Genomic DNA, 23,418 nt, shown 5'->3' with positions numbered 1-23,418 from the left:
TTTTTATTTCTTCCGCTTTCTCTTATTTATCCCGTCAGCATTATCAAAGATTATTTTCCTTTAATTCATCGCTTCGGATGATATCGGGCGCAGAGCAGGGAAAATCAATAAGTGTAAGGAAACGTTCTGCTAAGTAAATAACGGTAACGTCAGGGCCAGATAATGGGTTTTAGGAGTTTCGCTACATTCAATGCGGCATCAATGGCGAATAATCGCTGGATAATCATAAAAGCCACAGAGATTTCCTCGCTTTCCTTTTCCGCATTCTGACCTACGCAGCAGGAGTCAATTAATGAGCCAGACGAAATCAGACCAGATATTGTGGGTAGACACCCTGAAGGGTGCCTGCATATTGCTGGTGGTCCTGTACCACACCGTGTTACCCGGTTTTGAAGGGACAATAAAATATCTCTCCGCCGGATGGGTCCCGGCCGAAATATGGATACAGTTTAATACGGTTCTGTCACCCTTAAGGATGCCAGCCTTTTTCTTTGTTTCGGGACTGCTGGCCGCCAACGGTATTCTGAACCGGCCCTGGAAACAGGTATTTACCAGTCGTATTACCAATCTTTTTTATCTCTATATTCTGTGGGGCTTTATTCAGTGGTGGTCCATTATTGGTATCTCCACGGAAATTACCGGGCAGCGTATTTCACAGAACCTGAATGCTGCGTATGCCGGTTCGCTGTTTGAGTTTCTCAAGCTGACCTTTATGGCGATGAGTACCTCCTGGTATCTCTATGGCTTAGGACTCTATTTCCTCTGCGCTAAAATTTTCCGTGAATATAAGCTGGCCCTGGTGGCGGTGGCTATCCTGCTTAATTATCTGGCGGTCGAGAAAGTGATCCCGTTCTGGGGACCACAGAGCCTGGCCCAGTATTTCCTGTTCTTCCTGTTAGGCGCGTTCTGGAGCCAGACCATGCTGCGTCTGAGTGAATGGCGTCGTGAGAACGTCATGCCCTGGGCGATACTGGCCGCCGTGGCGGGTATCCATGTGATCTTCGGTCTGGATAAGAGTCTGTTCCTGTGTGTGCTGGCGGTGTTGTTCAGTATTGCGGCCTGTCGCTGGCTGAATCAGCATTTCAGCATGCGTTATCTCAACTGGGTGGGCCGCAATACCCTGCAGATTTATGTGATTCACCGCATCTTTATCGAGTTCTTTGGTATGTCTGCGATCCTCTTCGCGCAGCGGCATCACCTGTTTGAACAGGCGTGGTTTTCATTTTTCTGGGCCTGCTTCTATCCGGTGGTGATCGTGGCGCTCTGCTCGCTCTGTTCCGTGGCGATCTGGTCGCTGACCAACCGCGGGGTGGGGCAGTCGCTGTTTCTGTTTCCGACGCTGCTTAAGCGGCAGCGGAATGTGGTTTCGCAGTAAAAGGGGAGCGCCTGGCGGCGGGGAGTGATTACCTGGCGGCGGGCTGGCTCTGTGAGGGTTTGGCCTGTCGGGCGTGGGAGTGATTACCTGGCGGTGGGCTGGCTCTGAGAGGGTTTGGCCTGTCGGGCGTGGGAGTGATTACCTGGCGGTGGGCTGGCTCTGAGAGGGTTTCGCCCGCCAGGCGTGAGGGAGTTTCAGCCTGCCCGTGCAGGCGGACGCGTCAAGGGGCGGACGCCCGCCCCTTAACAATCCCGGCGTCCGGCAGCCTCCGCGCCCCGCGTTGCGGGGTGCCTTCGTCACGCCCTGCGGCCGACGGACCGTCCGGACTCGCCATCCCTGGCTCGTGCCGTCCTTTCGCCGACGTCCTGTCGGCTCATCCTGGCCTCCGGTTGCTCCTCAGCGCGCCGGATGCCTCTCCCACACCCCCGCCTTTGAAATCTTATGTTTTCCGGGATGCAGAGCTATCTGCTGGCCTGAAAGCGCAAGACTCCTACACAATTCTCACTGCAATAAGAGAGCCACATAAAAAAGAAGAGATAACAGCGGGGAGGGAGGCCGTCTGAGCCGCTGAGCGGATGAGGGATTTCAGGACGAGCGACAGGGATGTCGCGAAGAGGCAGGGTCGCGCCAGGGATGGTGCGTCCTGCCGGTCCGTGAGAAATCCGGAAGAAGCGAAGGGACCGCGAAGCGGCGGTGAGGCAGGCCGGAGCCCGGGGTCAAGGGGGCGCGGCGACTGGCGCCCCCTTGTCGGTCGCCTGCAGAGGCGAAGCTGAAACTGCCGGATTCACCCGGCGAACGAAATCTGCTCAAACTCAACCCGCGCAGCAAACCCCATCAGTCCCAGCGACCCGGCGAACGAAACCTTCTCAGACTCCGCCCGCGCAGCAAACCTCACCAGCCTCAGGCAACCCACCCCCTTACCCGATGGTCATCAGGCTGGCGTTACCACCTGCGGCCGCGGTATTCACACTCAGTGAGCGCTCAATCAACAGACGCTCCAGCAGCAGATTCGTCTCGCCGCGGGCGAAGCCCTGCACCGACACAATCGCGCCGTCACGCGCGGCAATCTGTTCGCACAGGGCGCGCAGCTGATCGGCATCGCCGTGATAGATTACCGCGTCAAACTCCGCCGTCAGCGGGTCTCGCGCCAGCGTAATGCGCGCTTTCACCGCGTCCGGCAGCGAGGCACGCAGGGTGCGATGCAGCTCATCATCCTGCCACAGCGCTTTACTGCCGACGCTGGTCACGGCCGCCAGCTGAATCAACGCATCCTGCTCGTTGTCAGCCAGGCAGAGCACCTGATCGCGTGGCAACAGCGAGAAGGTATTGCGCTCACCCGTCGGGCCGGGCAGCAGCCGTACCACACCGGCCTGAGCCAGCTGGTCATAGCGATCACAGAGTTCAGCCAGCGCCGGTTTATCTTTGGCCCAGCTGCTGAGTGCCTGATGCGGAGCCAGCAGAGCGTGACGCAGTGTGCTGTCAGCCGGGCGCTCCGCATCCTGACGATCGAAGGTCAGACGCAGCGCGCCATCCGGACGATGTGCCAGCAGGCGGTAGAGATAGAGCGGACCGCCCGCTTTCGGACCGGTACCGGATAAGCCTTCACCCCCAAACGGCTGCACGCCAACAACGGCGCCCACCATGTTGCGGTTAACGTAGAGGTTACCGACCCGGGCGCTCGCCGTGACCTGCGCAATGGTCTCATCGATACGGGTATGGACACCCAGCGTCAGGCCGTAACCGGAAGCGTTAATCTGCTCAACCAGCTGCGGCAGCGTGTTGCGGGTGAAGCGCACCACGTGCAGCACCGGTCCGAAAATCTCTTTATCCAGGTCGCTGACCTGATCCAGCTCAATCAGCGTGGGTTTGACAAAGGTGCCGCTGTTCCACTCTTTGCTGTCCTGCGGATTATCCTGCACCGCCTGATAGACCGTGAAGCCTTTGTTACGCATCGCCTGAATATGGCGGTCGATATTGGCTTTGGCTTCGGCGTCAATGACCGGGCCGATATCGGTGGAGAAGCGCTCCGGGTTACCCATGCGGCACTCTGCCATCGCACCGCGCAGCATTTTCAGTGTATGGTCGGCGACATCTTCCTGGATGCAGAGCAGACGCAGGGCGGAGCAGCGCTGTCCGGCGCTGTCGAACGCCGAGGCAACGATATCAACCACCACCTGCTCGGTCAGCGCGGAGGAGTCAACGATCATCGCATTCATCCCGCCGGTTTCCGCAACCAGCGGCACTGGGCGGCCGTGCTGGTCAAGACGACCGGCGAGATTACGCTGCAGCAGGGTTGCCACGGCAGTGGAGCCGGTAAACATCACACCGCGCACCCGGTTGTCGCCGGTCAGCTGTGCGCCAACGGTTTCACCCTGGCCTGGCAGCAGCTGCAGCACGCCTGGCGGTACGCCCGCATCCAGCAGGATCTGCACCGCCTGCGCGGCAATCAGCGGCGTCTGTTCGGCAGGTTTGGCCAGCACGCTGTTGCCTGCTGCCAGTGCCGCCGCAATCTGACCGGTGAAGATCGCCAGCGGGAAGTTCCACGGACTGATGCAGACCACCGGGCCCAGCGGGCGATGGGTTTCATTGTCGAAATCGTCGCGCACCATGCCGGCGTAGTAATAGAGGAAATCGACCGCTTCGCGCACTTCCGCGATGGCGTTGTTGTAGGTCTTGCCCGCTTCACGCACCAGAATGCCCATCAGCTTCTGCATCTGGCCTTCCATAATCTGCGCCGCGCGCTCCAGAATCGCGGCACGCTCCTGCGGCGGGGTGGCAAACCAGATTGGCCCGCTGTTCACGGCGGCATCCAGCGCCACAGACACTTCCTGCTCTGTCGCTTCACGCACCTGACCCACGCGATCGCCAGGCACGGCCGGGTTCAGCACGTCGTGCAGCTCACCGGTGCCCGCTTCGCCATCGATCATCGGTTCGGCCAGGTAAGGGTGGGCGGCGCTGCTCAGCAGGGCGCTGGAGAGTGAGGCGAGGCGGTGTTCGTTGGCCATATCCAGACCCGCAGAGTTGACGCGGTTCTCGCCATAGAGGTCACGCGGCAGCGGGATCTTCGGATGCGGCAGGCCGATCGCGCCTTCGCTGGCCCCGAGTTTTTCAACGGCGAGCACCGGATCGGCAACCAGCTCGTCAATCGGCAGCGAGGTATCCGCGATGCGGTTAACAAAGGAGGTGTTGGCTCCGTTCTCCAGCAGACGACGCACCAGATAAGCCAGCAGGGTTTCATGCGTCCCCACCGGCGCATAGATGCGGCAGGGGCGATTCAGCTTCCCGTCCGCTACTTTGCCGACCACCTGCTCATAGAGGGGTTCACCCATGCCGTGCAGGCACTGGAACTCATACTGTCCCGGATAGTAGTTGTTGCCCGCCAGCTGATAGATGGCTGCCAGGGTATGGGCATTGTGCGTGGCGAACTGCGGATAGATCAGGTTCGGCACGGAGAGCAGTTTACGGGCGCAGGCCAGATAGGAGATATCGGTGTAGACCTTGCGGGTGTAAACCGGATAACCTTCCAGACCTTCCATCTGCGCGCGTTTGATTTCGCTATCCCAGTAAGCGCCTTTCACCAGACGGATCATCAGTCGGCGGCGACTGCGCTGAGCCAGGTCGATCAGCTCATCGATGACAAACGGGCAGCGTTTCATATACGCCTGGATGACGAAGCCGATCCCGTTCCAGCCTTCCAGCTCTGGCTCGAAACAGAGTTTCTCCAGCATATCCAGCGACAGTTCCAGCCGGTCAGCTTCTTCGGCGTCGATGTTGATGCCGATGTCATAGGAGCGCGCCAGCAGCGTCAGCGATTTCAGCAGCGGGTAGAGCTCTTCCATCACCCGCTCATACTGCGCGCGGCTGTAACGGGGATGAAGGGCTGACAGTTTGATGGAGATGCCCGGGCCTTCATAGATGCCCCGGCCATTGGAGGCTTTACCAATCGCGTGGATCGCCTGCTGATAGGAGAGCAGGTAGGCTTTGGCATCGCCTGCGGTCAGTGCCGCTTCGCCCAGCATGTCATAGGAGTAGCGGAAGCCTTTCTCTTCCAGCTTGCGGGCGTTCGCCAGGGCTTCGGCAATGGTTTCGCCGGTCACGAACTGCTCACCCATCAGTCGCATCGCCATATCCACACCTTTGCGGATCAGCGGCTCGCCACTCTTACCGATAATGCGGTTCAGGGAGCGTGACAGGTTTGCTTCGTTATGAGTGGAGACCAGGCGGCCGGTAAACAGCAGACCCCAGGTGGCCGCGTTGACAAACAGGGACGGGCTGCGTCCCAGGTGTGACTGCCAGTTTCCGTTGCTGATTTTGTCGCGGATCAGCGCGTCGCGGGTTGGCTTGTCGGGAATACGCAGCAGCGCTTCAGCAAGGCACATCAGCGCCACGCCTTCGTGAGACGATAATGAGAACTCCTGCAGCAGGCTTTGCACCATACCGGCGCGTCCGGTTGCACCCTTCTGGTGCCGCAGCTTGTCGGCAAGCTGATAAGCGAGCTGATGGGTTTTCTCTGCCAGCGGCGCCGGCAGGCGCGCCTGCTCCAGCAGCATCGGCACCGCATCCGTCTCCGGACGACGCCAGGCGGCGGTCACGGCGGAACGGGTCACGGACTGCGGTAAAATCTGCTCTGCGAAGTCAAGGAACGGCTGATGCAGCTCCTCTGGCTGGATGTCGTCAGACTCGGCGGCGACCTGTGCAGTGAGAGGGATCTCCGGCACGGCATCCCCGGTTTCCAGCTGGCCCAGGTAGTTAAAAATCGCCTGTTTGATCAGCCAGTGTGGCGTGCGGTCGATGCGCTGCGCAGCCAGTTTGATGCGCTCACGTGTCGCGTCATCCAGTTTTACACCCATGGTGGTTGTACCCATGACTTCCAGGCTCCTTAATAGTGGTTCGATACGGCGTGGGCTGCACTATCACTTAAGTTGCAACTTTGTGCAACCGTGTTAAATGTGAGCCAGTTAACACCCCTGTGACATCGCCAATTGTTAAATCTGACAATTCGGCACGGATATTGCTGCAAGATCCTCGCCAGGTTGGCAGACCCGATAAAATGCGGGTTTCCGGCAGGTTACACGGTGGTGCAACCGGATAACTGTGAGCGAGTGCAACCTCTGGACACTTTTTCACAACAGGTTAGTGAAATCACTGTAACGCCTGTGTTAAATCCATTGTGCGCGCCACGCCTTTCCGGCAGGATACCGCGCCGCTGGGAAATGACTGACGCCCTGACGAAAACAATCGGCCCGTTCTGCCCCGTTCCGGCAGGCGGGTAGCTGGCGATTTCTCTGGGATATCAAAAAATAAGTGGAGAGACAGATGAGTGTAAGTACACCAATGCTGGTGACCTTTGTGGTTTATATACTTGGGATGGTGTTAATCGGTTTTGTGGCCTACCGTTCGACCAAAAACTTTGATGACTACATCCTGGGTGGCCGCAGTCTGGGTAGTGTGGTCACCGCACTCTCTGCGGGTGCCTCAGATATGAGTGGCTGGCTGCTGATGGGATTGCCGGGGGCGATCTTCATCTCAGGGATCTCTGAGAGCTGGATTGCGATTGGTCTGACCATCGGTGCCTGGCTGAACTGGAAAATCGTCGCCGGCCGCCTGCGTGTTCAGACCGAACACCACAACAATGCGCTGACGCTGCCAGACTTCTTTACCAGCCGCTTTGAAGATCACAGCAAAATTCTGCGTGTGATTTCGGCCATTGTGATCCTGGTGTTCTTCACCATCTACTGCGCCTCTGGCGTGGTTGCCGGTGCGCGTCTGTTTGAAAGCACCTTTGGCATGAGCTATGAGACCGCACTATGGGCGGGGGCGGCAGCCACCATCCTTTATACGCTGGTGGGGGGATTTCTGGCGGTGAGCTGGACGGATACCGTTCAGGCCAGCCTGATGATTTTCGCCCTGATCCTGACGCCGGTGTTTGTGATTATCGCGGTGGGCGGCTGGTCTGATTCGCTGACGGTGATCGAAGCGAAAAGCCTGGAAAATCTCGACATGCTCAAAGGGCTGAACTTCGTTGCGGTGATCTCGCTGCTCGGCTGGGGCCTGGGCTACTTCGGCCAGCCGCATATTCTGGCGCGCTTTATGGCGGCGGATTCGCATCGCTCAATCCGCACCGCACGTCGCATCGGCATGGCGTGGATGGTGTTCTGTCTGGCGGGGGCGGTCGCTGTTGGCTTCTTTGGTATCGCCTACTTCCAGAACAACCCGACGCTGGCGACCGGCGTCAACGACAACGCAGAGCGCGTCTTTATCGAACTGGCACGCATCCTGTTTAACCCATGGATTGCCGGTATTCTGCTGTCAGCGATTCTGGCGGCGGTGATGTCAACCCTGAGCTGTCAGCTGCTGGTCTGCTCCAGCGCCCTGACTGAAGATCTCTACAAAGGCTTCCTGCGTAAAAACGCCAGCCAGCAGGAGCTGGTGTGGGTAGGGCGTCTGATGGTGCTGCTGGTGGCGCTGATCGCGATTGCACTGGCGTCTAACCCGGAAAACCGCGTACTGGGTCTTGTCAGCTACGCCTGGGCAGGCTTCGGGGCGGCCTTTGGACCGGTCGTGCTGTTCGGCGTCTGCTGGAAGCGCATGAACCGCAACGGCGCGCTGGCCGGTATGATTGTCGGTGCGCTGACCGTGCTGGTGTGGAAGCAGTATGGCTGGCTGGGTCTGTATGAAATCATCCCGGGCTTCATCTTCGCCAGCATCGCGATTGTGCTCTTCAGCCTGATGGGACGTGAACCTTCAGCCGAAGCGCAGCAGCGCTTTGCCGCCGCTGAGGCGGAGTTCCAGACCAAATAAGCAGAGCGTCAGGAGTGAAGGCCCGTCCCGCAGGGGGCGGGCCTTTTGTTACAAAGATAAAAGCCTCAAAAATGCAATTATCTCCATCAGCAACTTGTTTTTTTCGCAGCGATAATGATAATCGGTATCGTTTACACTTTACCTGAATTTACCGTTAATTGACGCTGCTTAACATTCAAGAGGCTGGCAATGTTCGTTCCCTTTCTCATCATGCTGCGCGAAGGACTTGAAGCCGCGCTGATTGTCAGCCTGATCGCCAGCTACCTCAAACGCACCCAGCGCACCCAGTGGTTTCCGGCCATGTGGGCAGGCGTCTTTGTCGCCGCGGCACTCTGCCTGGGGCTGGGTCTGTTTATCAATGCCACCACCGGCGAGTTCCCGCAAAAAGAGCAGGAGCTGTTCGAAGGCATTGTGGCGCTGATCGCCGTCGTGATCCTCACCTCCATGGTGTTCTGGATGCGCAGGGTGGCGCGCAATATCAAAGTTGAGCTGGAGCAGGCGGTCGACCAGGCGCTGCAACGTTCGGGCCGGGGCGGTCTGGCGCTGGTGCTGATGGTCTTTCTTGCCGTGGCGCGGGAAGGCCTGGAGTCAGTCTTCTTCCTGCTGGCCGCTTTTACGCAGGATGTCGGTTATGCGCCGCCGATTGGCGCGGTGCTGGGGCTGGCGACGGCGGTGGTGCTGGGCATGCTGCTCTACTGGGGCGGTATCCGCCTGAACATGGCGCACTTCTTCCGCTGGACCAGCGTCTTCATCCTGTTTGTGGCGGCCGGGCTGGCCGCAGGGGCGATTCGCGCCTTCCACGAGGCGGGTCTGTGGAATCACTATCAGGATGTGGCCTTCGATCTCAGCAATACCTTATCGACCCATTCGCTGTTTGGCACCCTGCTGGAAGGCGTGCTGGGTTATCAGGAGGCCCCCAGCGTCAGTGAAGTGACCCTTTACTTCGTCTACCTGATCCCGGCCCTGATTCTGTTTTTTATGCCTGCGCGTCCTGCTGCGTCGGCCACTGTGTAATACGACCTTTAACGGGCGCATCTTACGCCCGCAACGTGATAGGGAAAAAGAGATGACAATGCGTTTCCGCCGCAAGGCACTGCTGCTTCCTCTGCTGGCGATTTCTGCTTCTGCGGCGGCAGCCGTTCCTCAGGTTACCGTAAGCGTCAACGACAGGCAGTGTGAGCCGATGAGCTTAACGGTGAAGGCCGGTAAAACTCAGTTTCTGATTAAAAATAACAGCCAGAAAGCGCTGGAGTGGGAGATCCTGAAAGGTGTGCTGGTGGTGGAAGAGCGTGAAAACATTGCGCCGGGCTTCAGCCAGAAGCTGACCGCTAATCTGGAGGCCGGGGAATATGAGATGACCTGCGGTCTGCTGAGCAATCCAAAGGGCAAACTGATTGTGCAGGCGGGGGAGAGCGCGACGCCCGGCGCAACCTCCGCGCGGATGCAGCTGGAAGGCCCCATCACGCAATACAAAGCCTGGGTGACGGAGCAGGTGAATCAGCTGGTGAGCCAGACGCAGGCCTTCACCGATGCGGTCAAAGCCGGGGAGGTCGAAAAAGCCAAAGCGCTGTTTGCCCCGACCCGCCAGTATTACGAGCGCATTGAGCCGATTGCTGAACTCTTCTCCGATCTCGATGGCAGCATTGATGCCCGTGAAGATGACTATGAAAAGAAAGCGGAGGATCCTAAGTTCACCGGTTTCCACCGTCTGGAGAAAGCGCTGTTTGCGGAGAACAGCACTAAAGGGATGACGGGCTATGCCGACCAGCTCAACAAAGATGTGAAAGATTTGCAGGTGCGCATCAGTGAACTGGCCTTCCCGCCGGCCAAAGTGGTGGGCGGCGCGGCCGGTCTGATTGAAGAGGTTGCCTCAAGCAAGATCTCCGGCGAAGAAGATCGCTACAGCCGTACCGACCTGTGGGACTTCCAGGCAAATATTGATGGAGCACAGAAGATCGTTGAGCTGCTGCGCCCGCTGGTCAGCAAAGCCAATCCGCAGCTGCTGGCGAAGGTGGATGCCAACTTCAAAAAAGTGGATGCGATCCTGAGCAAATACCGCACGAAAACCGGTTTCGAATCGTATGAGAAACTGAGCACGGCTGACCGCAATGCGCTGAAAGGGCCTGTCACCGCCCTGGCGGAAGATCTTTCCTTACTTCGTGGCACGCTGGGTCTGGATTAATCATGAGTCGTAAGCCAGAGGACGCGCAGCAGCCTGCGCGTCGTCGTTTATTAAAAGGGCTGGGCCTGCTGGGAGGCGCCGCTGCCTTCTCCGGCGGTTGCCCGTTTCATGCCGCCGCCGACACGTTTTCGCCGGGTACGGTGACGCCTCAGGCGCGGCAGCAAAAGCAGCCGTTTTATGGTCAGCATCAGGCGGGGATTATCACGCCACAACAGGCATCGATGATGCTGGTGGCGTTTGACCTGCTCAGCAGTGATAAAGCCGATCTGGAGCGGCTCTTCCGGCTGCTGACCCAGCGCATCGCCTTTCTTACCGCGGGCGGGCCGGCACCGGTCGTCACCAACCCGCAGCTGCCGCCAATGGATTCGGGCATTCTCGGCCCGACTATCGCGCCGGATAATCTCACCATCACCGTGTCGGTCGGCAGCAGCCTGTTCGATGAGCGTTTTGGTCTGGCCCCGCATAAGCCGAAAAAACTGCAGCCGATGACGCGCTTCCCTAACGATTCGCTGGATGCTGCTCAGTGTCATGGCGATCTGCTGCTGCAGATCTGCGCCAACACCCAGGATACGGTGATCCATGCCCTGCGCGATATCATCAAGCACACCCCCGACCTGCTTGGGGTTCGCTGGCGACGGGAAGGCTTTATCTCTGACCACGCGGCACGCAGTCAGGGGCAGGAGACGCCGATTAACCTGCTGGGCTTTAAGGATGGCACCGCGAATCCGGATACGCACGACGCTGCCCTGATGAATCAGCTGCTGTGGGTGACGGCGGATCAGGATGAACCGGTCTGGGCACGTCATGGCAGCTATCAGGCGGTGCGGCTGATTCGCTTTCACGTGGAGATGTGGGATCGCACCCCGCTGGGCGAGCAGCAGACCATCTTTGGTCGCGATAAGCTGAGTGGAGCTCCGCTGGGGATGCAGCATGAGCATGATGTTCCTGACTATGCCCGCGATCCGGACGGGCAGGTGATTGCGCTGGATGCGCATATTCGCCTTGCTAACCCCCGCACGCCAGAGACGGCCAGCAGTCTGATGCTGCGCCGCGGCTACAGTTACTCCGCCGGGATCTCGGCGTCAGGACAGCTGGAGATGGGCCTGCTGTTTGTCTGCTATCAGCACGATCTGGAGCGCGGATTTCTGACGGTGCAGGGGCGACTGAACGGCGAGGCGCTGGAAGAATATATCCGGCCCTTTGGCGGCGGTTATTTCTTTGCGTTGCCGGGTGTCCCGGACGCCAGCCATTATTTAGCGCAACCCCTGCTGGAAGCCTGATTAAATTTCAACCACTGCGGACGGCCCGATTTCTGGCCGTCCGACTTTTCTTTCCCGTAACCTGACTGACTGAGTTTTAACTGAGAATCAGCCGGGGCTTCGCCGAATTAAAATAATATAACTTTTTGAAATAGCTGATTTTTACACGCACTGGTAAAATAAAGGCTTACCCGCGAATAGCAATTCCTTTGCCAGCAGTTAAAATTACTGTTGCAAAGGTTCAGCAAAATGATGCACTTTATTAAACAGGCGTAATCGGACGTGTCGATGTATCACACTGGAGTTCGCGCATGGGTCGAGTCTTTTATGGAAAGTCATTGTCAGTAAATAGATTGCGCCTGACCGCGAGGGCCATTCTGCCTCGTTATTTCTTCCTTCCTTCAACCAACTCTTTTGTCTTACCGTTTCCTTTTTTATCCGGTGTTCAGCCACGCTTCTGCGCTGCTGCATACCCACTATCCTGTCCTGTCATGGCTTAAAAGGAAGCCAACTGAAACCTCTAAAGCGTTCACGTAATCGTAACGGGCCACCGGCCTGACACGGGAAATGAAACCAACTGAAAGGTGCCACTATGGGAAGACAGAAAGCAGTGATCAAAGCGCGTCGTGAAGCGAGAAGAGTGCTTCGCAATGACTCACGGAGTCATCGTCAGCGCGAAGAAGAGTCGGTCACTTCGCTGGTGCATATGGGCGGACTGGATTCGATTGGCATGGCACGCGATGCGCGCGACCGGCTGCCGATTGAAGCCCGGAATGAGGCTCAGGCGCACTATCTTAATGCCATAGAGACGAAGCAGCTGATCTTCGCAACCGGTGAAGCCGGATGCGGTAAAACCTGGATCAGCGCCGCGAAAGCGGCTGAGGCCCTGATTCATAAGGATATCGACAGGATTATCGTTACGCGCCCGGTACTGCAGGCAGATGAGGATTTGGGATTCCTGCCCGGCGATATTTCTGAGAAATTCGCCCCTTATTTCCGTCCGGTTTATGACATTCTGGTTAAACGTCTTGGCGCATCCTTTATGCAATATTGTCTGCGTCCGGAAATTGCCAAAGTTGAGATTGCGCCTTTCGCCTATATGCGAGGCCGCACTTTTGAAAATGCTGTGGTGATTCTGGACGAGGCGCAGAACGTGACCGCCGCGCAGATGAAAATGTTCCTGACCCGACTGGGCGAAAACGTCACGGTCATTGTTAACGGCGATATTACCCAGTGCGACTTGCCCGCTGGGGTGCCTTCTGGTCTCGCAGACGCGCTGGCGCGGTTTGAAGAGGACGAGATGGTTGGCATTGTGCGCTTCGGCAAAGAGGATTGTGTGCGTTCAGCGCTGTGTCAGCGCACCCTGCACGCGTACAGCTAGTGTTCGATTGAGTAGAAGTGTAGCGCCCAAACCCGGCTCCGGCCGGGTTTTCTTATTATGGAGGGCAGGCTCCGCTGTCCATCGGGCTGCGCCCGCTGTCGCACCCCGGCGGGGCTTCTCACCCCCTCTCCATGCAATATGCAAAAAAAAGCCTGAACTTTCGTTCAGGCTCTTCTTCAGAATGTGGCGGTGAGAGGGGGATTGATTCGCTGCGCTCACCCTGCGGGCAGCGTCGCAGGCTCCGCTGTCCATCGGGCTGCGCCCGCTGTCGCACCCCGGCGGGGCTTCTCACCCCCTCTCCGTGCAATATGCAAAAAAAAAAGCCTGAACTTTCGTTCAGGCTCTTCTTCAGAATGTGGCGGTGAGAGGGGGATTGATTCGCTGCGCTCACCCTGCGGGCAGCGTCGCAGGCTCCGCTGTCCATCGGGCTGCGCCCGCTGTCGAACCCCGGCGGGGCTTCTCACCCCCTCTCCGTGCAATATGCAAAAAAAAAGCCTGAACTTTCGTTCAGGCTTTTCTTCGGAATGTGGCGGTGAGAGGGGGATTCGAACCCCCGATACGTTGCCGTATACACACTTTCCAGGCGTGCTCCTTCAGCCACTCGGACACCTCACCACATTTATTTCGCTGACCGCGCTGGGTCAACGGGGCGGTACTATAGGGAGTCGGCTGAAAACGGTCAAGCACTATTTTTTTCTTTTGATCTATTCGCTTAAGCTCTGAACGAATTGATTTATTCCGGCCTGAAACTGGCCATTTCTCCGCCTGATTTCCCGTCCTGTCCGCGCAGTGGGACAGAGCAGGGCAGCGGGCAGGACGACATCCTGAGCAACATCTCAAACCGGATGCCGTCCCGCGGATGGCTGAAATCAGCTCTTCACCCGGTTAGCGAAGCTTTTGCGCAGCTTCTGCAGCTTCGGCGGGATGACCGCCATACAGTAGCCGTTGCGCTGACCCGCGCCTTCCCAGTAATCCTGATGATAGGCTTCAGCAGGATACCACTCCTTCAGCGGCTCGATGGTCGTCACCACCGGCACATCATGGTCGGCCTGAGCTCGTTCAATGGCGGCACGCGCTTCCGCTTCCTGCTCAGCATTGGCCGGGAAAATGGCGGAGCGATACTGGGTGCCGATATCGTTACCCTGGCGGTTAAGCTGGGTCGGATCGTGCGTCACGAAGCTGATATCCAGCAGGTCGCCAAAACTCACCTGCTCGGGGTCAAACCCAATGCGGATCGCTTCCGCGTGGCCGGTCGCGCCGCTACAGACCTGCTCATAGGTAGGATTCGGGCGCGCGCCGCCGGTATAACCGCTTTCAACCGACTCTACGCCGATCACATCCTTAAAGACCGCTTCGGTACACCAGAAACAGCTACCCGCGATAACTGCGTATTCGATTGCCATAATATTTTACTCCTGTCAGGTCGAAAGAGGTGAATGGGGGCGCAGCGGAAGGCTTTCAACTAGATCAGCATCTCCGGTTTAAAATCTCCGCTCTTATCCAGCATTTTATCGCTCATCACGCTGAAGCGGCCTTCGCCGGTGTAGTGCAGGGTTGCCGGGTATTCGGGCTGTTCGGCCACATGTGCCTTAACGATCTCAAAAATAAACAGGTTGTAGTTAGCCACCATCGAGTCGTCATAGAGCTGGCACTCAAAGCTGGCAAAACATTCGGCAATCATGGGGGCGCTGACCACCTGACCCGGCTCCGGCGTCAGGCCGAACGCGGCGAACTTATCCAGCTGGTCGCCGTGGCTGTTGCCGACCGCCACCACCTCATCAATCAGTGAAGCGGCCGGGATATTGAGGACGCACTGGCCACTGTTGCGAATCAGGGCGTGGCTGTGATTCATACCGGCAATCATGCAGCCCACCAGAGAGGGCGAGAACTCCAGCACCGTATGCCAGCCGAGCGTCATGATGTCCTGCTCATTGTTATACTGCGAACTGAGCAGCAGCACCGGACCCGGTTCGAGATATTTACGGGCTTTACTGACCGGAAAGGCATATTTGTGCATGCGTTGGCTCATGGCTTAACTCCTTTAACGGAATGTCGTCATTAAGTGTAGAGCACGCAGCGCCTGCAGCAGGGGGTAAGGCAGAGGGGCGAGGGCGGGCAGCGCGGATATTTTTTCGCCCGCGCCGCGATCTTAATGTTTCCTTAATCTGCAGTCGCGATACTGGCGGCTCCTGTTGAGGAGGTTACTATGAAAACTGTGTCTGCTTCCCTGCCCGTTGCGGCTCCGCGTCCGCTGAGCGAATATGCTGCCCTGCTGATTACCGCAGCGACCCTTATTCTGTTCCTCAGTGCCTGGTTCAGCGCCTAACATCTGACCACGGCCCGGCAACCGCTTCTGTCCCGGCGGTTCTCCAGAAAAAACTGAAACCGGTGTAACTGGACGATACGGCTGACAATGCTCAGCCCAAGTCCGATGCCGCCGTAGCGACTGTCCATGCGGATAAACGCTTTACTCAGCTCACCACTTTTACTCTCATCAATGCCCGGCCCCTGATCTTCCACCACCAGCATCGGTTGCGGAGACGCGAGCAGCTGGACAGTGATCGTACTGTTGTCCGGGCTGTAGCGATGGGCATTCTCGACCAGGTTGCGCAGCAGCATCTTCAGCAGCGTCGCATCCCCGCGCACAAACTGCTCCTCCGGCAGATCGAGCAGCAGCGTCTGCTGATGCGCCTCCAGCATGATACTCAGCTCCGCCTCCATCGGCAGAATCACATCTGCAATCAGTCCCACGTTCTGGTAGGTGCCGGAGGTAAAGGACTGGCCGGCGCGCGCCAGACTTAAAAGCTGCGAGACGCTGTGCGTCATCTGATCCAGTCGCTGCACCAGCGGCTGCACTTTCACATCGCTGTTGCGCTCGATTAACTCCAGATGCAGCCGTAAGCCGGCCAGCGGTGTGCGCAGCTCATGCGCCACATCGGCGGTAAACAGACGTTCACGCTCCAGGCTGGTGTTAAGGCGCGCCACCAGCTGATTGATCGCCAGGGTGACCGCCTCGATTTCATGAACCGGACTGTGGCAGGTGATGGGATGGAGATTATCTTCACCCCGACTTTCCAGCTCACGCTGTAGCTGGTAGAGCGGCCGGGTGATCCATTTCACTGCCTGGTAGCAGAGCAGCAGCGTCAGCGTAATCATCACCAGGCTCGGCACCGCCAGGCTGGCGACCGCTTCATGGACCTCGCGCTTGACGTGGCTGTCCATGTTGCGCTTCTGCAGCTGCGCTTCCACCAGAAACTGAATCTGCTCTTTACTCTCATGCCAGAGCCAGACCACGCTGATTACCTGAAAGACCAGCAGGATCAGGCCGATGGTCAGGATCAGGCGAAAGCGCATACTGCGGTGATCGAATCGTCCTGTCATGTTGCCTCGCGCGGGGTCTCATGCGTGACCAGCGCATAACCAAATCCGCGTACGGTGCGGATGGCGCTTTTGCCGATTTTGTCGCGCAGATTATGAATATGAACTTCCAGCGTATTGGTCGACGGCTCGGTCTCCCAGTTATAGATATCCTGGTAGAGAATTTCGCGGTGAACCGGATTGCCGGCCTTCAGCATCAGCCGTGACAGGATCGCAAACTCTTTCGGGGTGAGATCCAGCAGCACATCGCTGAGCGTGATCTGACGGTGGGTCATATCCAGCGCCAGCGCGCCCACTCTGACCTGACTGTCGCCCTGATTGACGTGGCGGCGGATCAGCGCACGGATGCGCGCCAGCAGCTCATCCAGCGAGAACGGTTTGATCAGATAATCATCGGCACCCGCGTCCAGTCCGGCAATGCGTTCGCTGATGGTGTCGCGGGCGGTGAGGATCAGGACCGGGGTCATCTTCTTCTGCCGCCGCAGACGGATCAGGAAGTGCAATCCATCCTCGTCCGGCAGGCCGAGATCCAGCACCACCAGACTGTAGAGGCCGCTGGCATAATGCGCTTCCGCATCCCGTACGCTGGTGACGCCATCGCAGACATAACCTTCACCTTCCAGCGCCAGTATCAGACCCTGCAGCAGCAGGGCGTCATCTTCCACTATCAGTATCTTCATTCGTGTTGGCTCCGACACGACGTCAAAATATCATCCGCAGGCACATATTCGTGGGTTGCGGTGCCGGTTAATCCCAGCAGCGTTGAGAACAGATTATCCTGTGAGAAATCGTCTGTCGCCGCCAGTTTATTCAGGCAGGTGCGGTTAACCGCATAACGCTGCTGATAATCCGGGGAGAGCCAGATCAGCAGCGGCACATGCTTCTGCGTATCGGGCGCTATCGCATAGGGCAGTCCATGCAGGTAAGCCCCGTTTTCCCCCAGCGACTCGCCGTGGTCAGAGAGATAGACCAGGCTGGTGGTAAAGCGATCCTGATGCGCACGCAGCACGCCAATCGCCTTATCCACGATGTGATCCACATTGAGCAGCGTATTGTCGTAGGTGTTGATCAACTGCTGCTGTGAACAGTCCTGAATCTGATTCGTGTCACAGGTCGGCTCAAACTGACGGAACTGTGGCGGGTAGCGATGGCTGTAGGTCGGGCCATGACTGCCTATGGTGTGCAGAACGATAATCGCGTTGCCTTTTAGCTGGCTGATGTACTCATCCAGGCCGTGGAACAGCACGTCATCATAACATTCGCCCTCAATACACATGCCGGGCAAGTTCAGGCTGGTCATATCCTGATGCGGCACGCGATCGCAGGCCCCCTTACAGCCACCGTCATTCTCATTCCACAACACGCTGACCCCGGCGCGCTGAATGACATCCAGCACCCCCTCTTCATGGGCCGCCAGCACATCATCATAGTGGGCGCGCGGCATGTTGGAAAACATACAGGGCACGGACACTGCCGTCGCCGTTCCGCATGAGGTGGTGTGCGGGAAGTAAATCACATCATCTTTCGCCAGCAGGGGATTGGTCAGTCGGTCATAGCCGCCCAGCGAGAAATTCTGCGCGCGTGAGGTTTCACCGAGCACCACAATCGTCAGGTTCGGTTTGCCCCGGCTGTGGCTGGCGTTCAGATGGGCATCTTCACCGATCCGTACCAGCGGCACATTCTGCAACTCATGATGCTTATACCAGGAGAGCGTGGCGGCGATGCTGTTAGAGGGGCTCAGCGCTTTGACCAGCTCGCGGTTGTTGCGGAACAGCGAGGCGTAATCCTTATAGAAGAGCAGGGCGATCAGCGCGATTAGCGCCGCTGACAGCACAATGCTCAGCAGACGTGCCAGCACCCCGCGCCACTGCTGCCGTTTTATCCGCGGCCAGAACATCATCAGCGCCATCAGCACGCCTGAGGTGAGCAGGGTGAGGAGCAGCTGCGGTGTCAGCAGGGCAAAAGACTCGGAGGCAGTGGTATCCATCATGTTGGTGATCATCGAGCGATCGATCACGATGTTGTAGGTATGGATAAAATACTGCGCCGACGCTGAGAGCAGAATAAAGAGCGCCGCCAGCAGGCGATCCAGCCAGAAAAATGAGGCCAGCGTAAGCACGATATTGATGACGCTGAAGGCGACCAGCGGCATAGATAAAAACACCAGCGTGGTATGCAGGCTCGTCAGCGGCATCACCGCCAGCACCTGACGGTAATAGACCAGATTAAGGAAAACCGCGATATAGATCGCCGCCAGGAGGAGCAGAGTCAGGCGGCTAATCAGCGGCCTCTTCAGTGTAAACGCCATGTGTGCAGGCACCCGAGGAAAAGAAAGTGTGCTGAGAGTGCGCTTTCAATATTAGGAATACCTTAAGAAGCTTAAGCTTCGTTTCAGGCCGCCGGATCCCCGAAGCGAAGCGGCCGCAGCTCCGGCCAGCACTGGCCCTGCGGGGCAGCGGGTGAAACAGCACGCCCCCTGTTTTGGCTACTTTTCTGCTTACTTAACCGCAGCGGCTGGCATGAAAAGTGCATCTTTCTGGCATTACCCCTATTAATGACTACACTTAATCTGAAGATGTTCTCAGTGAGTCAGTATTGTCAGCAACGCGTTTGCACGTTTGAGGAGAGTGACCTATCTATTCACCCAGCTTTGCCCCTCAATCACCGCTTTATCAGAATTTCCCGCTTGCTGACCTGACTGCGTCAGGACATTCTTGTTTCAACTCAATGTGTTATTAAATCTGATTTTCAGGAGAAGTGACGTGACCCAGGTGGAAGAGACACATCCCACGTATCCGGCATTATGCAGCGGACAGTACGCCTTCTTTTTTGATGTCGACGGCACGCTGGCAGCGATACAGTCCCGTCCCGAAGCGGTATTCATTCCTCAGCAGGTCATTGCACAACTGCAACAGCTTTCTGACCAGTGTCAGGGCGCCCTCGCGCTGGTTTCCGGCAGACCCATTGCACAGCTTGATGCGCTGGCCGCGCCCTGGCACGGACCCGCTGCGGGCGTCCATGGTGCAGAGCGCCGCAATGCGCAGGGTGAGTTGCATCGCATCAGCCTGCCTGCCGAGGTCGAGCAGGCGCTCCGGCAGGAACTGCAGGATGCCATGGCAGGCTGGCCTGGTACGCAGCTGGAGGTGAAAGGCATGGCCTTTGCACTCCACTATCGCCAGGCGATGCAGCACGAGCAGGATGTGATGCGACTGGCCGAACAGTCCGTGAAGCGTTTTCCCGGACTGGCTCTGCAGCCGGGGAAATGTGTCGTTGAAATTAAACCGGCAGGCATCGATAAGGGCGCTGCGATCAGCGACCTTATGCAGCAGGCCCCGTTTGCCGGACGTACCCCCGTTTTTATCGGTGACGATTTGACCGACGAGAAGGGCTTTGTGGCGGTTAACGCGCAGCAGGGCATCTCGATTAAGGTCGGTGAAGGTTCCAGCCAGGCCCATTATCGGCTTACTGATGTCGATGCGGTTTACGGCTGGCTGGAAAAAACATTATTACTATTAGAGCAAGACAACGTCGGTAAGGAGTTTAGGTTATGAGTCGTTTAGTGGTTGTATCTAACCGTGTCGCCATGCCAGATGGGTCTAAAACCAGTGCAGGCGGTTTGGCCGTCGGCATCCTCGATGCCCTGAAAAGCACGGGTGGATTGTGGTTTGGCTGGAACGGTGAAATCAGCGAGTTTTCTGGTGAAGAAGAGGAGCAGGTCAGCGTTCAGGAACATGAGGGCATTGAGTATGCCTCCTTCCCGCTCAACCAGAACGAATATGATCTCTACTATTGCCAGTTCTCCAATACCGTCATCTGGCCCGCTTTCCATTATCGTCTCGATTTGGTGCAGTTCCAGCGTGAAGCCTGGGAAGGGTATTGTGACGTAAACGATATGGTTGCGCAGCGTCTGAAACCGCTGATTAAGCCTGATGATATTGTCTGGATCCACGATTATCACTTTTTACCGTTTGCCGCCGCGCTGCGCCGCGCGGGCATTAATAACCGCATTGGTTTCTTCCTGCATATTCCGTTCCCGACCCCGGAAATATTCAATGCACTGCCGCCGCATAAAGAGCTGCTGGAGATGCTGTGCGAGTATGATCTGCTCGGCTTCCAGACCGAATCTGACCGCGTGGCCTTCCTCGACAGCGTCAGCCAGCTAACGCAGTTGCAGAATAAGGGCGATAAAAAGCATCGCGCCTTTGGCAATACCTTTATGACTGAGGTTTACCCTATCGGGATTGAGCCGGACAGTATTAAAGAGATGGCCGAAGGACCTCTGCCGCCTAAGATGGCGGCGATGAAAAAAGAGCTGGGCGATGCGCGTAACATTATCGCCTGTGAGCGTCTCGACTATTCCAAAGGTCTGCCGGAGCGTTTTCTGGCTTACGAAGCGTTGCTGGAGAACTTCCCACAGCACCGCGGCAAAATCCGCTACTCGCAGATTGCACCGACTTCGCGCGGCGATGTGCAGGCGTATCAGGATATCCGTCATCAGCTGGAGACCGAAGCCGGGCGTATCAACGGTAAGTACGGCACGCTGGGCTGGACCCCGCTTTACTACCTTAACCAGCATTTTGACCGTCGCCTGCTGATGAAAATCTTCCGCCTGACTGACGTCGGCCTGGTCACGCCGCTGCGTGACGGGATGAACCTGGTCGCTAAAGAGTATGTCGCCGCTCAGGACCCGGACGATCCCGGCGTTCTGGTGCTCTCCCGCTTTGCCGGGGCCGCCAACGAGCTGACCTCAGCGTTGATCGTGAACCCTTATGACCGCGATGAAGTGGCGGCGGCACTGGATAAAGCGATTACCATGCCGCGGACGGAAAGGATCTCGCGCTACAACGACATGATGGCGGTATTGCGTAAGAACGATATTACCGCCTGGCGTGAAAACTTCCTGAAAGACCTGGAAGCCATTTCCCCGCGCAGCGCTGACCACGGCACCGATAATAAGGTCGCGACCTTCCCGAAACTCGCCTGACCTCGTTAACAACGGCGGCGATATCCCTGCGATATCGCCGCCGTTTTTCGTCCCACCGCTTTTCAAACCTTTCCGCAGGTACCACACCTTGTCTGATACGCCGTTTTCGGCGCATTTCGTCTGGCAGGCCGATCAGGGCGTGAGGCTGGCCCGATAAATGCAACCCACGCAGAAATCCCGTGCTGTGGGGCTTATCCGCTTTCTTTACCTTTTTAACTCAAGTTTTAGCCCGACGTGCCGATACTCATAGTGCCATCGTATGCGTACCCCTCAACTCATTCGGCTTTCTTATGTAAACCCTTGTTACATCAGGTGCCGGTTCCTTAGCGACCCCTTGTCACTGTTAACGCCAGGTTGTCAGAAGGCCTTCTCACAGCCGTTATACCCTGACGATTTATTTACATACCCGCAGCGTTGCTCCCCTTAAGTAACTAATTTCACAGCAAATACCCGGCCTGTATTTCAGCATAAAATGCTGATTACTCATCTTTAAATGGTTCTAAATAGGGTGTTAAAACGATTAACACCGATTATTCATTCCGGACTGCGCAAACGGTCGATTAACGCTGCTTTTACCCCCTATTAAACCTTTCTCAGGACAAATTGGACTTAAAATCGCTCTTTTTTGTTCAAAAAATGACCACTCGATAAGCAATGGTAAAGGGTTGTTGAAGAAATTTGCCTTAAAAGTGTGATCTGCGTCACACTTTATCTAAAATTTCTCCTGGCTGTCGTTGTAACCCGAAATCAGACGATATAGATTTGCGTTGTTTTCGGAATAGTCCTAAAAAAAGTAAGAAGGCGTCACGGAAGATGTCCGGAACTCGAAAATAAAATGGCATGGATTTTCGACCTTCGGTGGGTCTGAAACTCACAAAAAACAGAAGGCGAAAAACAGTGACATCAAATTTATGTGAAATTTTTTTGCCATCTTTTGATTTATCAAACAGCAGCTCGAACCGCAGATCATATTCTGCGATACAGTTACGTCGCATCTCTCAGGATGGAAAATAATGGGCACCTCTGAAGTACTGAAACATATTTACGATCTCAACTTGTCTTATTTACTGCTTGCGCAGCGTTTAATTAACCAGGATAAAGCTTCTGCAATGTTTCGCCTCGGCATTGACGAAAAAATGGCGAATGCATTATCAGAATTAACATTGCCTGAAATGGTAAAAATGGCAGAAACCAATCAGCTGGTTTGCCAGTTTCGTTTTACCGACAGCAGCACGATTAATCGCCTGACGCAGGAATCCCGCGTGGATGATTTACAGCAGATTCATACCGGCATTTTATTATCCAGCCGTTTACTGCGTAATGCGTCTAAAGAAGATCTGCCTGCTAAAAAGAGAGCAATGTCATGAGTGAGAAAAGTATTGTTCAGGAAGCGCGTGACATTCAGCTCGCAATGGAGTTGATTTCGTTAGGTGCACGCTTACAGATGTTAGAGAGCGAAACCCAGCTGAGCCGGGGTCGCCTGATCAAGCTCTATAAAGAACTGCGTGGCAGCCCGCCGCCAAAAGGCATGCTGCCGTTCTCCACGGACTGGTTCATGACCTGGGAGCAGAATATCCACGCTTCCATGTTCTGTAACGCCTGGAAATTTTTGCTGAAAACCGGCCTGTGCAGTGGCGTCGATGCCGTCATCAAAGCCTACCGGTTATACCTTGAGCAGTGTCCGCAATCGGACGAGGGCCCGCTGTTGGCGCTGACCCGCGCCTGGACCCTGGTCCGATTTGTTGAAAGTGGCATGCTGGAACTGGCTGACTGCAAATGCTGCAATGGCAGCTTTATTAACCATGCACATCAGCCGGTTGGCAGCTTTACCTGCAGCCTGTGCCAGCCACCATCACGTGCCGTAAAAAGACGTAAACTTTCTGCAGAATCTGCCGATATGTTTCCACAACTGCTGGATGAACAGGTTAAACACGCCGTTTAAGTTTGTTCGCACTGTGGAAGCCATCCAGCAGCGGTTAATACCGCTGCTTTTTTTTTGCTTCCGGTTTGAGAATAACGCCTGCGGCTCTCTGGCTTAACTTCCACCAACACGTTACG

General features: G+C 56.6%; 16 protein-coding genes and 1 tRNA gene. 10 read left to right on the top strand and 7 right to left on the bottom strand.

Translation table 11 applies throughout. The annotated features are described in order from the left end of the window. Positions 1–292: 292 nt before the first annotated feature. Positions 293–1,375 (top strand): acyltransferase family protein, encoded by a 1,083-nt coding sequence (locus AC6I7A_RS11050; protein WP_058958308.1) that lies wholly within the window; start codon positions 293–295, stop codon positions 1,373–1,375. 917 nt (positions 1,376–2,292) lie between these two features. Here AC6I7A_RS11050 and putA read toward each other — a convergent pair. Next, positions 2,293–6,240 (bottom strand): trifunctional transcriptional regulator/proline dehydrogenase/L-glutamate gamma-semialdehyde dehydrogenase, encoded by a 3,948-nt coding sequence (gene putA, locus AC6I7A_RS11045; protein ID WP_058958332.1) that lies wholly within the window; start codon positions 6,238–6,240, stop codon positions 2,293–2,295. A gap of 451 nt (positions 6,241–6,691) precedes the next feature. On the opposite strand from putA, the gene putP reads away from it, so the two are divergent. From putP to phoH, 5 genes are all read left to right on the top strand, one after another. Further along, entirely contained in the window at positions 6,692–8,176 is a 1,485-nt protein-coding gene (gene putP, locus AC6I7A_RS11040) for a sodium/proline symporter PutP (protein ID WP_058958333.1), read from the top strand. A gap of 189 nt (positions 8,177–8,365) precedes the next feature. Continuing rightward, a complete protein-coding gene (gene efeU, locus AC6I7A_RS11035) occupies positions 8,366–9,190 on the top strand; it encodes an iron uptake transporter permease EfeU (RefSeq protein ID WP_058958334.1) in 825 nt (274 codons plus the stop codon). Positions 9,191–9,242: 52 nt separating this feature from the next. Next, positions 9,243–10,358, top strand: a complete 1,116-nt coding sequence (gene efeO / locus AC6I7A_RS11030; RefSeq protein WP_058958335.1) for an iron uptake system protein EfeO — start codon at positions 9,243–9,245, stop codon at positions 10,356–10,358. 2 nt (positions 10,359–10,360) lie between these two features. Next, entirely contained in the window at positions 10,361–11,638 is a 1,278-nt protein-coding gene (gene efeB / locus AC6I7A_RS11025) for an iron uptake transporter deferrochelatase/peroxidase subunit (RefSeq protein ID WP_058958336.1), read from the top strand. Between the two features lie 571 nt (positions 11,639–12,209). Then, on the top strand, positions 12,210–12,998 hold the full coding sequence (gene phoH / locus AC6I7A_RS11020) for a phosphate starvation-inducible protein PhoH (protein ID WP_009089645.1): 789 nt from the start codon (positions 12,210–12,212) through the stop codon (positions 12,996–12,998). Positions 12,999–13,525: 527 nt separating this feature from the next. Here phoH and AC6I7A_RS11015 read toward each other — a convergent pair. From AC6I7A_RS11015 to eptA, 6 genes are all read right to left on the bottom strand, one after another. Then, positions 13,526–13,613 (bottom strand) — tRNA-Ser (locus AC6I7A_RS11015). Positions 13,614–13,867: 254 nt separating this feature from the next. Next, positions 13,868–14,401, bottom strand: coding sequence for a peptide-methionine (S)-S-oxide reductase MsrA (msrA, locus tag AC6I7A_RS11010; RefSeq protein WP_058958337.1), 534 nt, complete (start codon positions 14,399–14,401; stop codon positions 13,868–13,870). Between the two features lie 59 nt (positions 14,402–14,460). Then, positions 14,461–15,027 (bottom strand): flavin reductase family protein, encoded by a 567-nt coding sequence (locus AC6I7A_RS11005; RefSeq protein WP_181161902.1) that lies wholly within the window; start codon positions 15,025–15,027, stop codon positions 14,461–14,463. Between the two features lie 293 nt (positions 15,028–15,320). After that, the gene (pmrB, locus tag AC6I7A_RS11000; RefSeq protein WP_058958338.1) at positions 15,321–16,379 is read right to left on the bottom strand and encodes a two-component system sensor histidine kinase PmrB; all 1,059 of its coding nucleotides are present in this window, start codon (positions 16,377–16,379) and stop codon (positions 15,321–15,323) included. Further along, positions 16,376–17,056 (bottom strand): two-component system response regulator PmrA, encoded by a 681-nt coding sequence (gene pmrA, locus AC6I7A_RS10995; protein ID WP_058958339.1) that lies wholly within the window; start codon positions 17,054–17,056, stop codon positions 16,376–16,378. Before pmrA ends, pmrB begins: the two co-directional genes overlap by 4 nt. Continuing rightward, positions 17,053–18,684 (bottom strand): phosphoethanolamine transferase EptA, encoded by a 1,632-nt coding sequence (gene eptA / locus AC6I7A_RS10990; protein WP_058958340.1) that lies wholly within the window; start codon positions 18,682–18,684, stop codon positions 17,053–17,055. The genes pmrA and eptA overlap by 4 nt, the downstream gene beginning before the upstream one ends. 454 nt (positions 18,685–19,138) lie before the next feature. On the opposite strand from eptA, the gene otsB reads away from it, so the two are divergent. From otsB to flhC, 4 genes are all read left to right on the top strand, one after another. After that, the gene (gene otsB, locus AC6I7A_RS10985; RefSeq protein ID WP_058958341.1) at positions 19,139–19,927 is read left to right on the top strand and encodes a trehalose-phosphatase; all 789 of its coding nucleotides are present in this window, start codon (positions 19,139–19,141) and stop codon (positions 19,925–19,927) included. After that, on the top strand, positions 19,924–21,360 hold the full coding sequence (gene otsA / locus AC6I7A_RS10980; RefSeq protein WP_009089660.1) for an alpha,alpha-trehalose-phosphate synthase: 1,437 nt from the start codon (positions 19,924–19,926) through the stop codon (positions 21,358–21,360). The genes otsB and otsA overlap by 4 nt, the downstream gene beginning before the upstream one ends. 1,013 nt (positions 21,361–22,373) lie before the next feature. Then, positions 22,374–22,727 (top strand): flagellar transcriptional regulator FlhD, encoded by a 354-nt coding sequence (gene flhD, locus AC6I7A_RS10975; RefSeq protein WP_009089661.1) that lies wholly within the window; start codon positions 22,374–22,376, stop codon positions 22,725–22,727. Next, complete coding sequence (flhC, locus tag AC6I7A_RS10970) at positions 22,724–23,302, top strand: flagellar transcriptional regulator FlhC (protein WP_009089663.1); 579 nt, start codon at positions 22,724–22,726, stop codon at positions 23,300–23,302. The genes flhD and flhC overlap by 4 nt, the downstream gene beginning before the upstream one ends. The last annotated feature ends 116 nt before the right edge of the window (positions 23,303–23,418 follow it).

The sequence above is a fragment of the Type-F symbiont of Plautia stali genome (assembly GCF_059731105.1).
The sequence above is the reverse complement of the archived record's forward strand: the minus strand, read 5'-3'. Positions and strand labels throughout refer to the sequence as shown.

Bases quoted from the DNA above. Each gene is read 5' to 3' on its own strand.
- efeU (WP_058958334.1), top strand. From the start codon at position 8,366: ATGTTCGTTCCCTTTCTCATCATGCTGCGCGAAGGACTTGAAGCCGCG.
- otsA (WP_009089660.1), top strand. From the start codon at position 19,924: ATGAGTCGTTTAGTGGTTGTATCTAACCGTGTCGCCATGCCAGATGGG.
- flhD (WP_009089661.1), top strand. From the start codon at position 22,374: ATGGGCACCTCTGAAGTACTGAAACATATTTACGATCTCAACTTGTCT.
- msrA (WP_058958337.1), bottom strand. From the start codon at position 14,401: ATGGCAATCGAATACGCAGTTATCGCGGGTAGCTGTTTCTGGTGTACC.
- phoH (WP_009089645.1), top strand. From the start codon at position 12,210: ATGGGAAGACAGAAAGCAGTGATCAAAGCGCGTCGTGAAGCGAGAAGA.
- pmrA (WP_058958339.1), bottom strand. From the start codon at position 17,056: ATGAAGATACTGATAGTGGAAGATGACGCCCTGCTGCTGCAGGGTCTG.
- efeB (WP_058958336.1), top strand. From the start codon at position 10,361: ATGAGTCGTAAGCCAGAGGACGCGCAGCAGCCTGCGCGTCGTCGTTTA.
- AC6I7A_RS11050 (WP_058958308.1), top strand. From the start codon at position 293: ATGAGCCAGACGAAATCAGACCAGATATTGTGGGTAGACACCCTGAAG.
- eptA (WP_058958340.1), bottom strand. From the start codon at position 18,684: ATGGCGTTTACACTGAAGAGGCCGCTGATTAGCCGCCTGACTCTGCTC.
- flhC (WP_009089663.1), top strand. From the start codon at position 22,724: ATGAGTGAGAAAAGTATTGTTCAGGAAGCGCGTGACATTCAGCTCGCA.
- AC6I7A_RS11005 (WP_181161902.1), bottom strand. From the start codon at position 15,027: ATGAGCCAACGCATGCACAAATATGCCTTTCCGGTCAGTAAAGCCCGT.
- putP (WP_058958333.1), top strand. From the start codon at position 6,692: ATGAGTGTAAGTACACCAATGCTGGTGACCTTTGTGGTTTATATACTT.
- efeO (WP_058958335.1), top strand. From the start codon at position 9,243: ATGACAATGCGTTTCCGCCGCAAGGCACTGCTGCTTCCTCTGCTGGCG.
- putA (WP_058958332.1), bottom strand. From the start codon at position 6,240: ATGGGTACAACCACCATGGGTGTAAAACTGGATGACGCGACACGTGAG.
- pmrB (WP_058958338.1), bottom strand. From the start codon at position 16,379: ATGACAGGACGATTCGATCACCGCAGTATGCGCTTTCGCCTGATCCTG.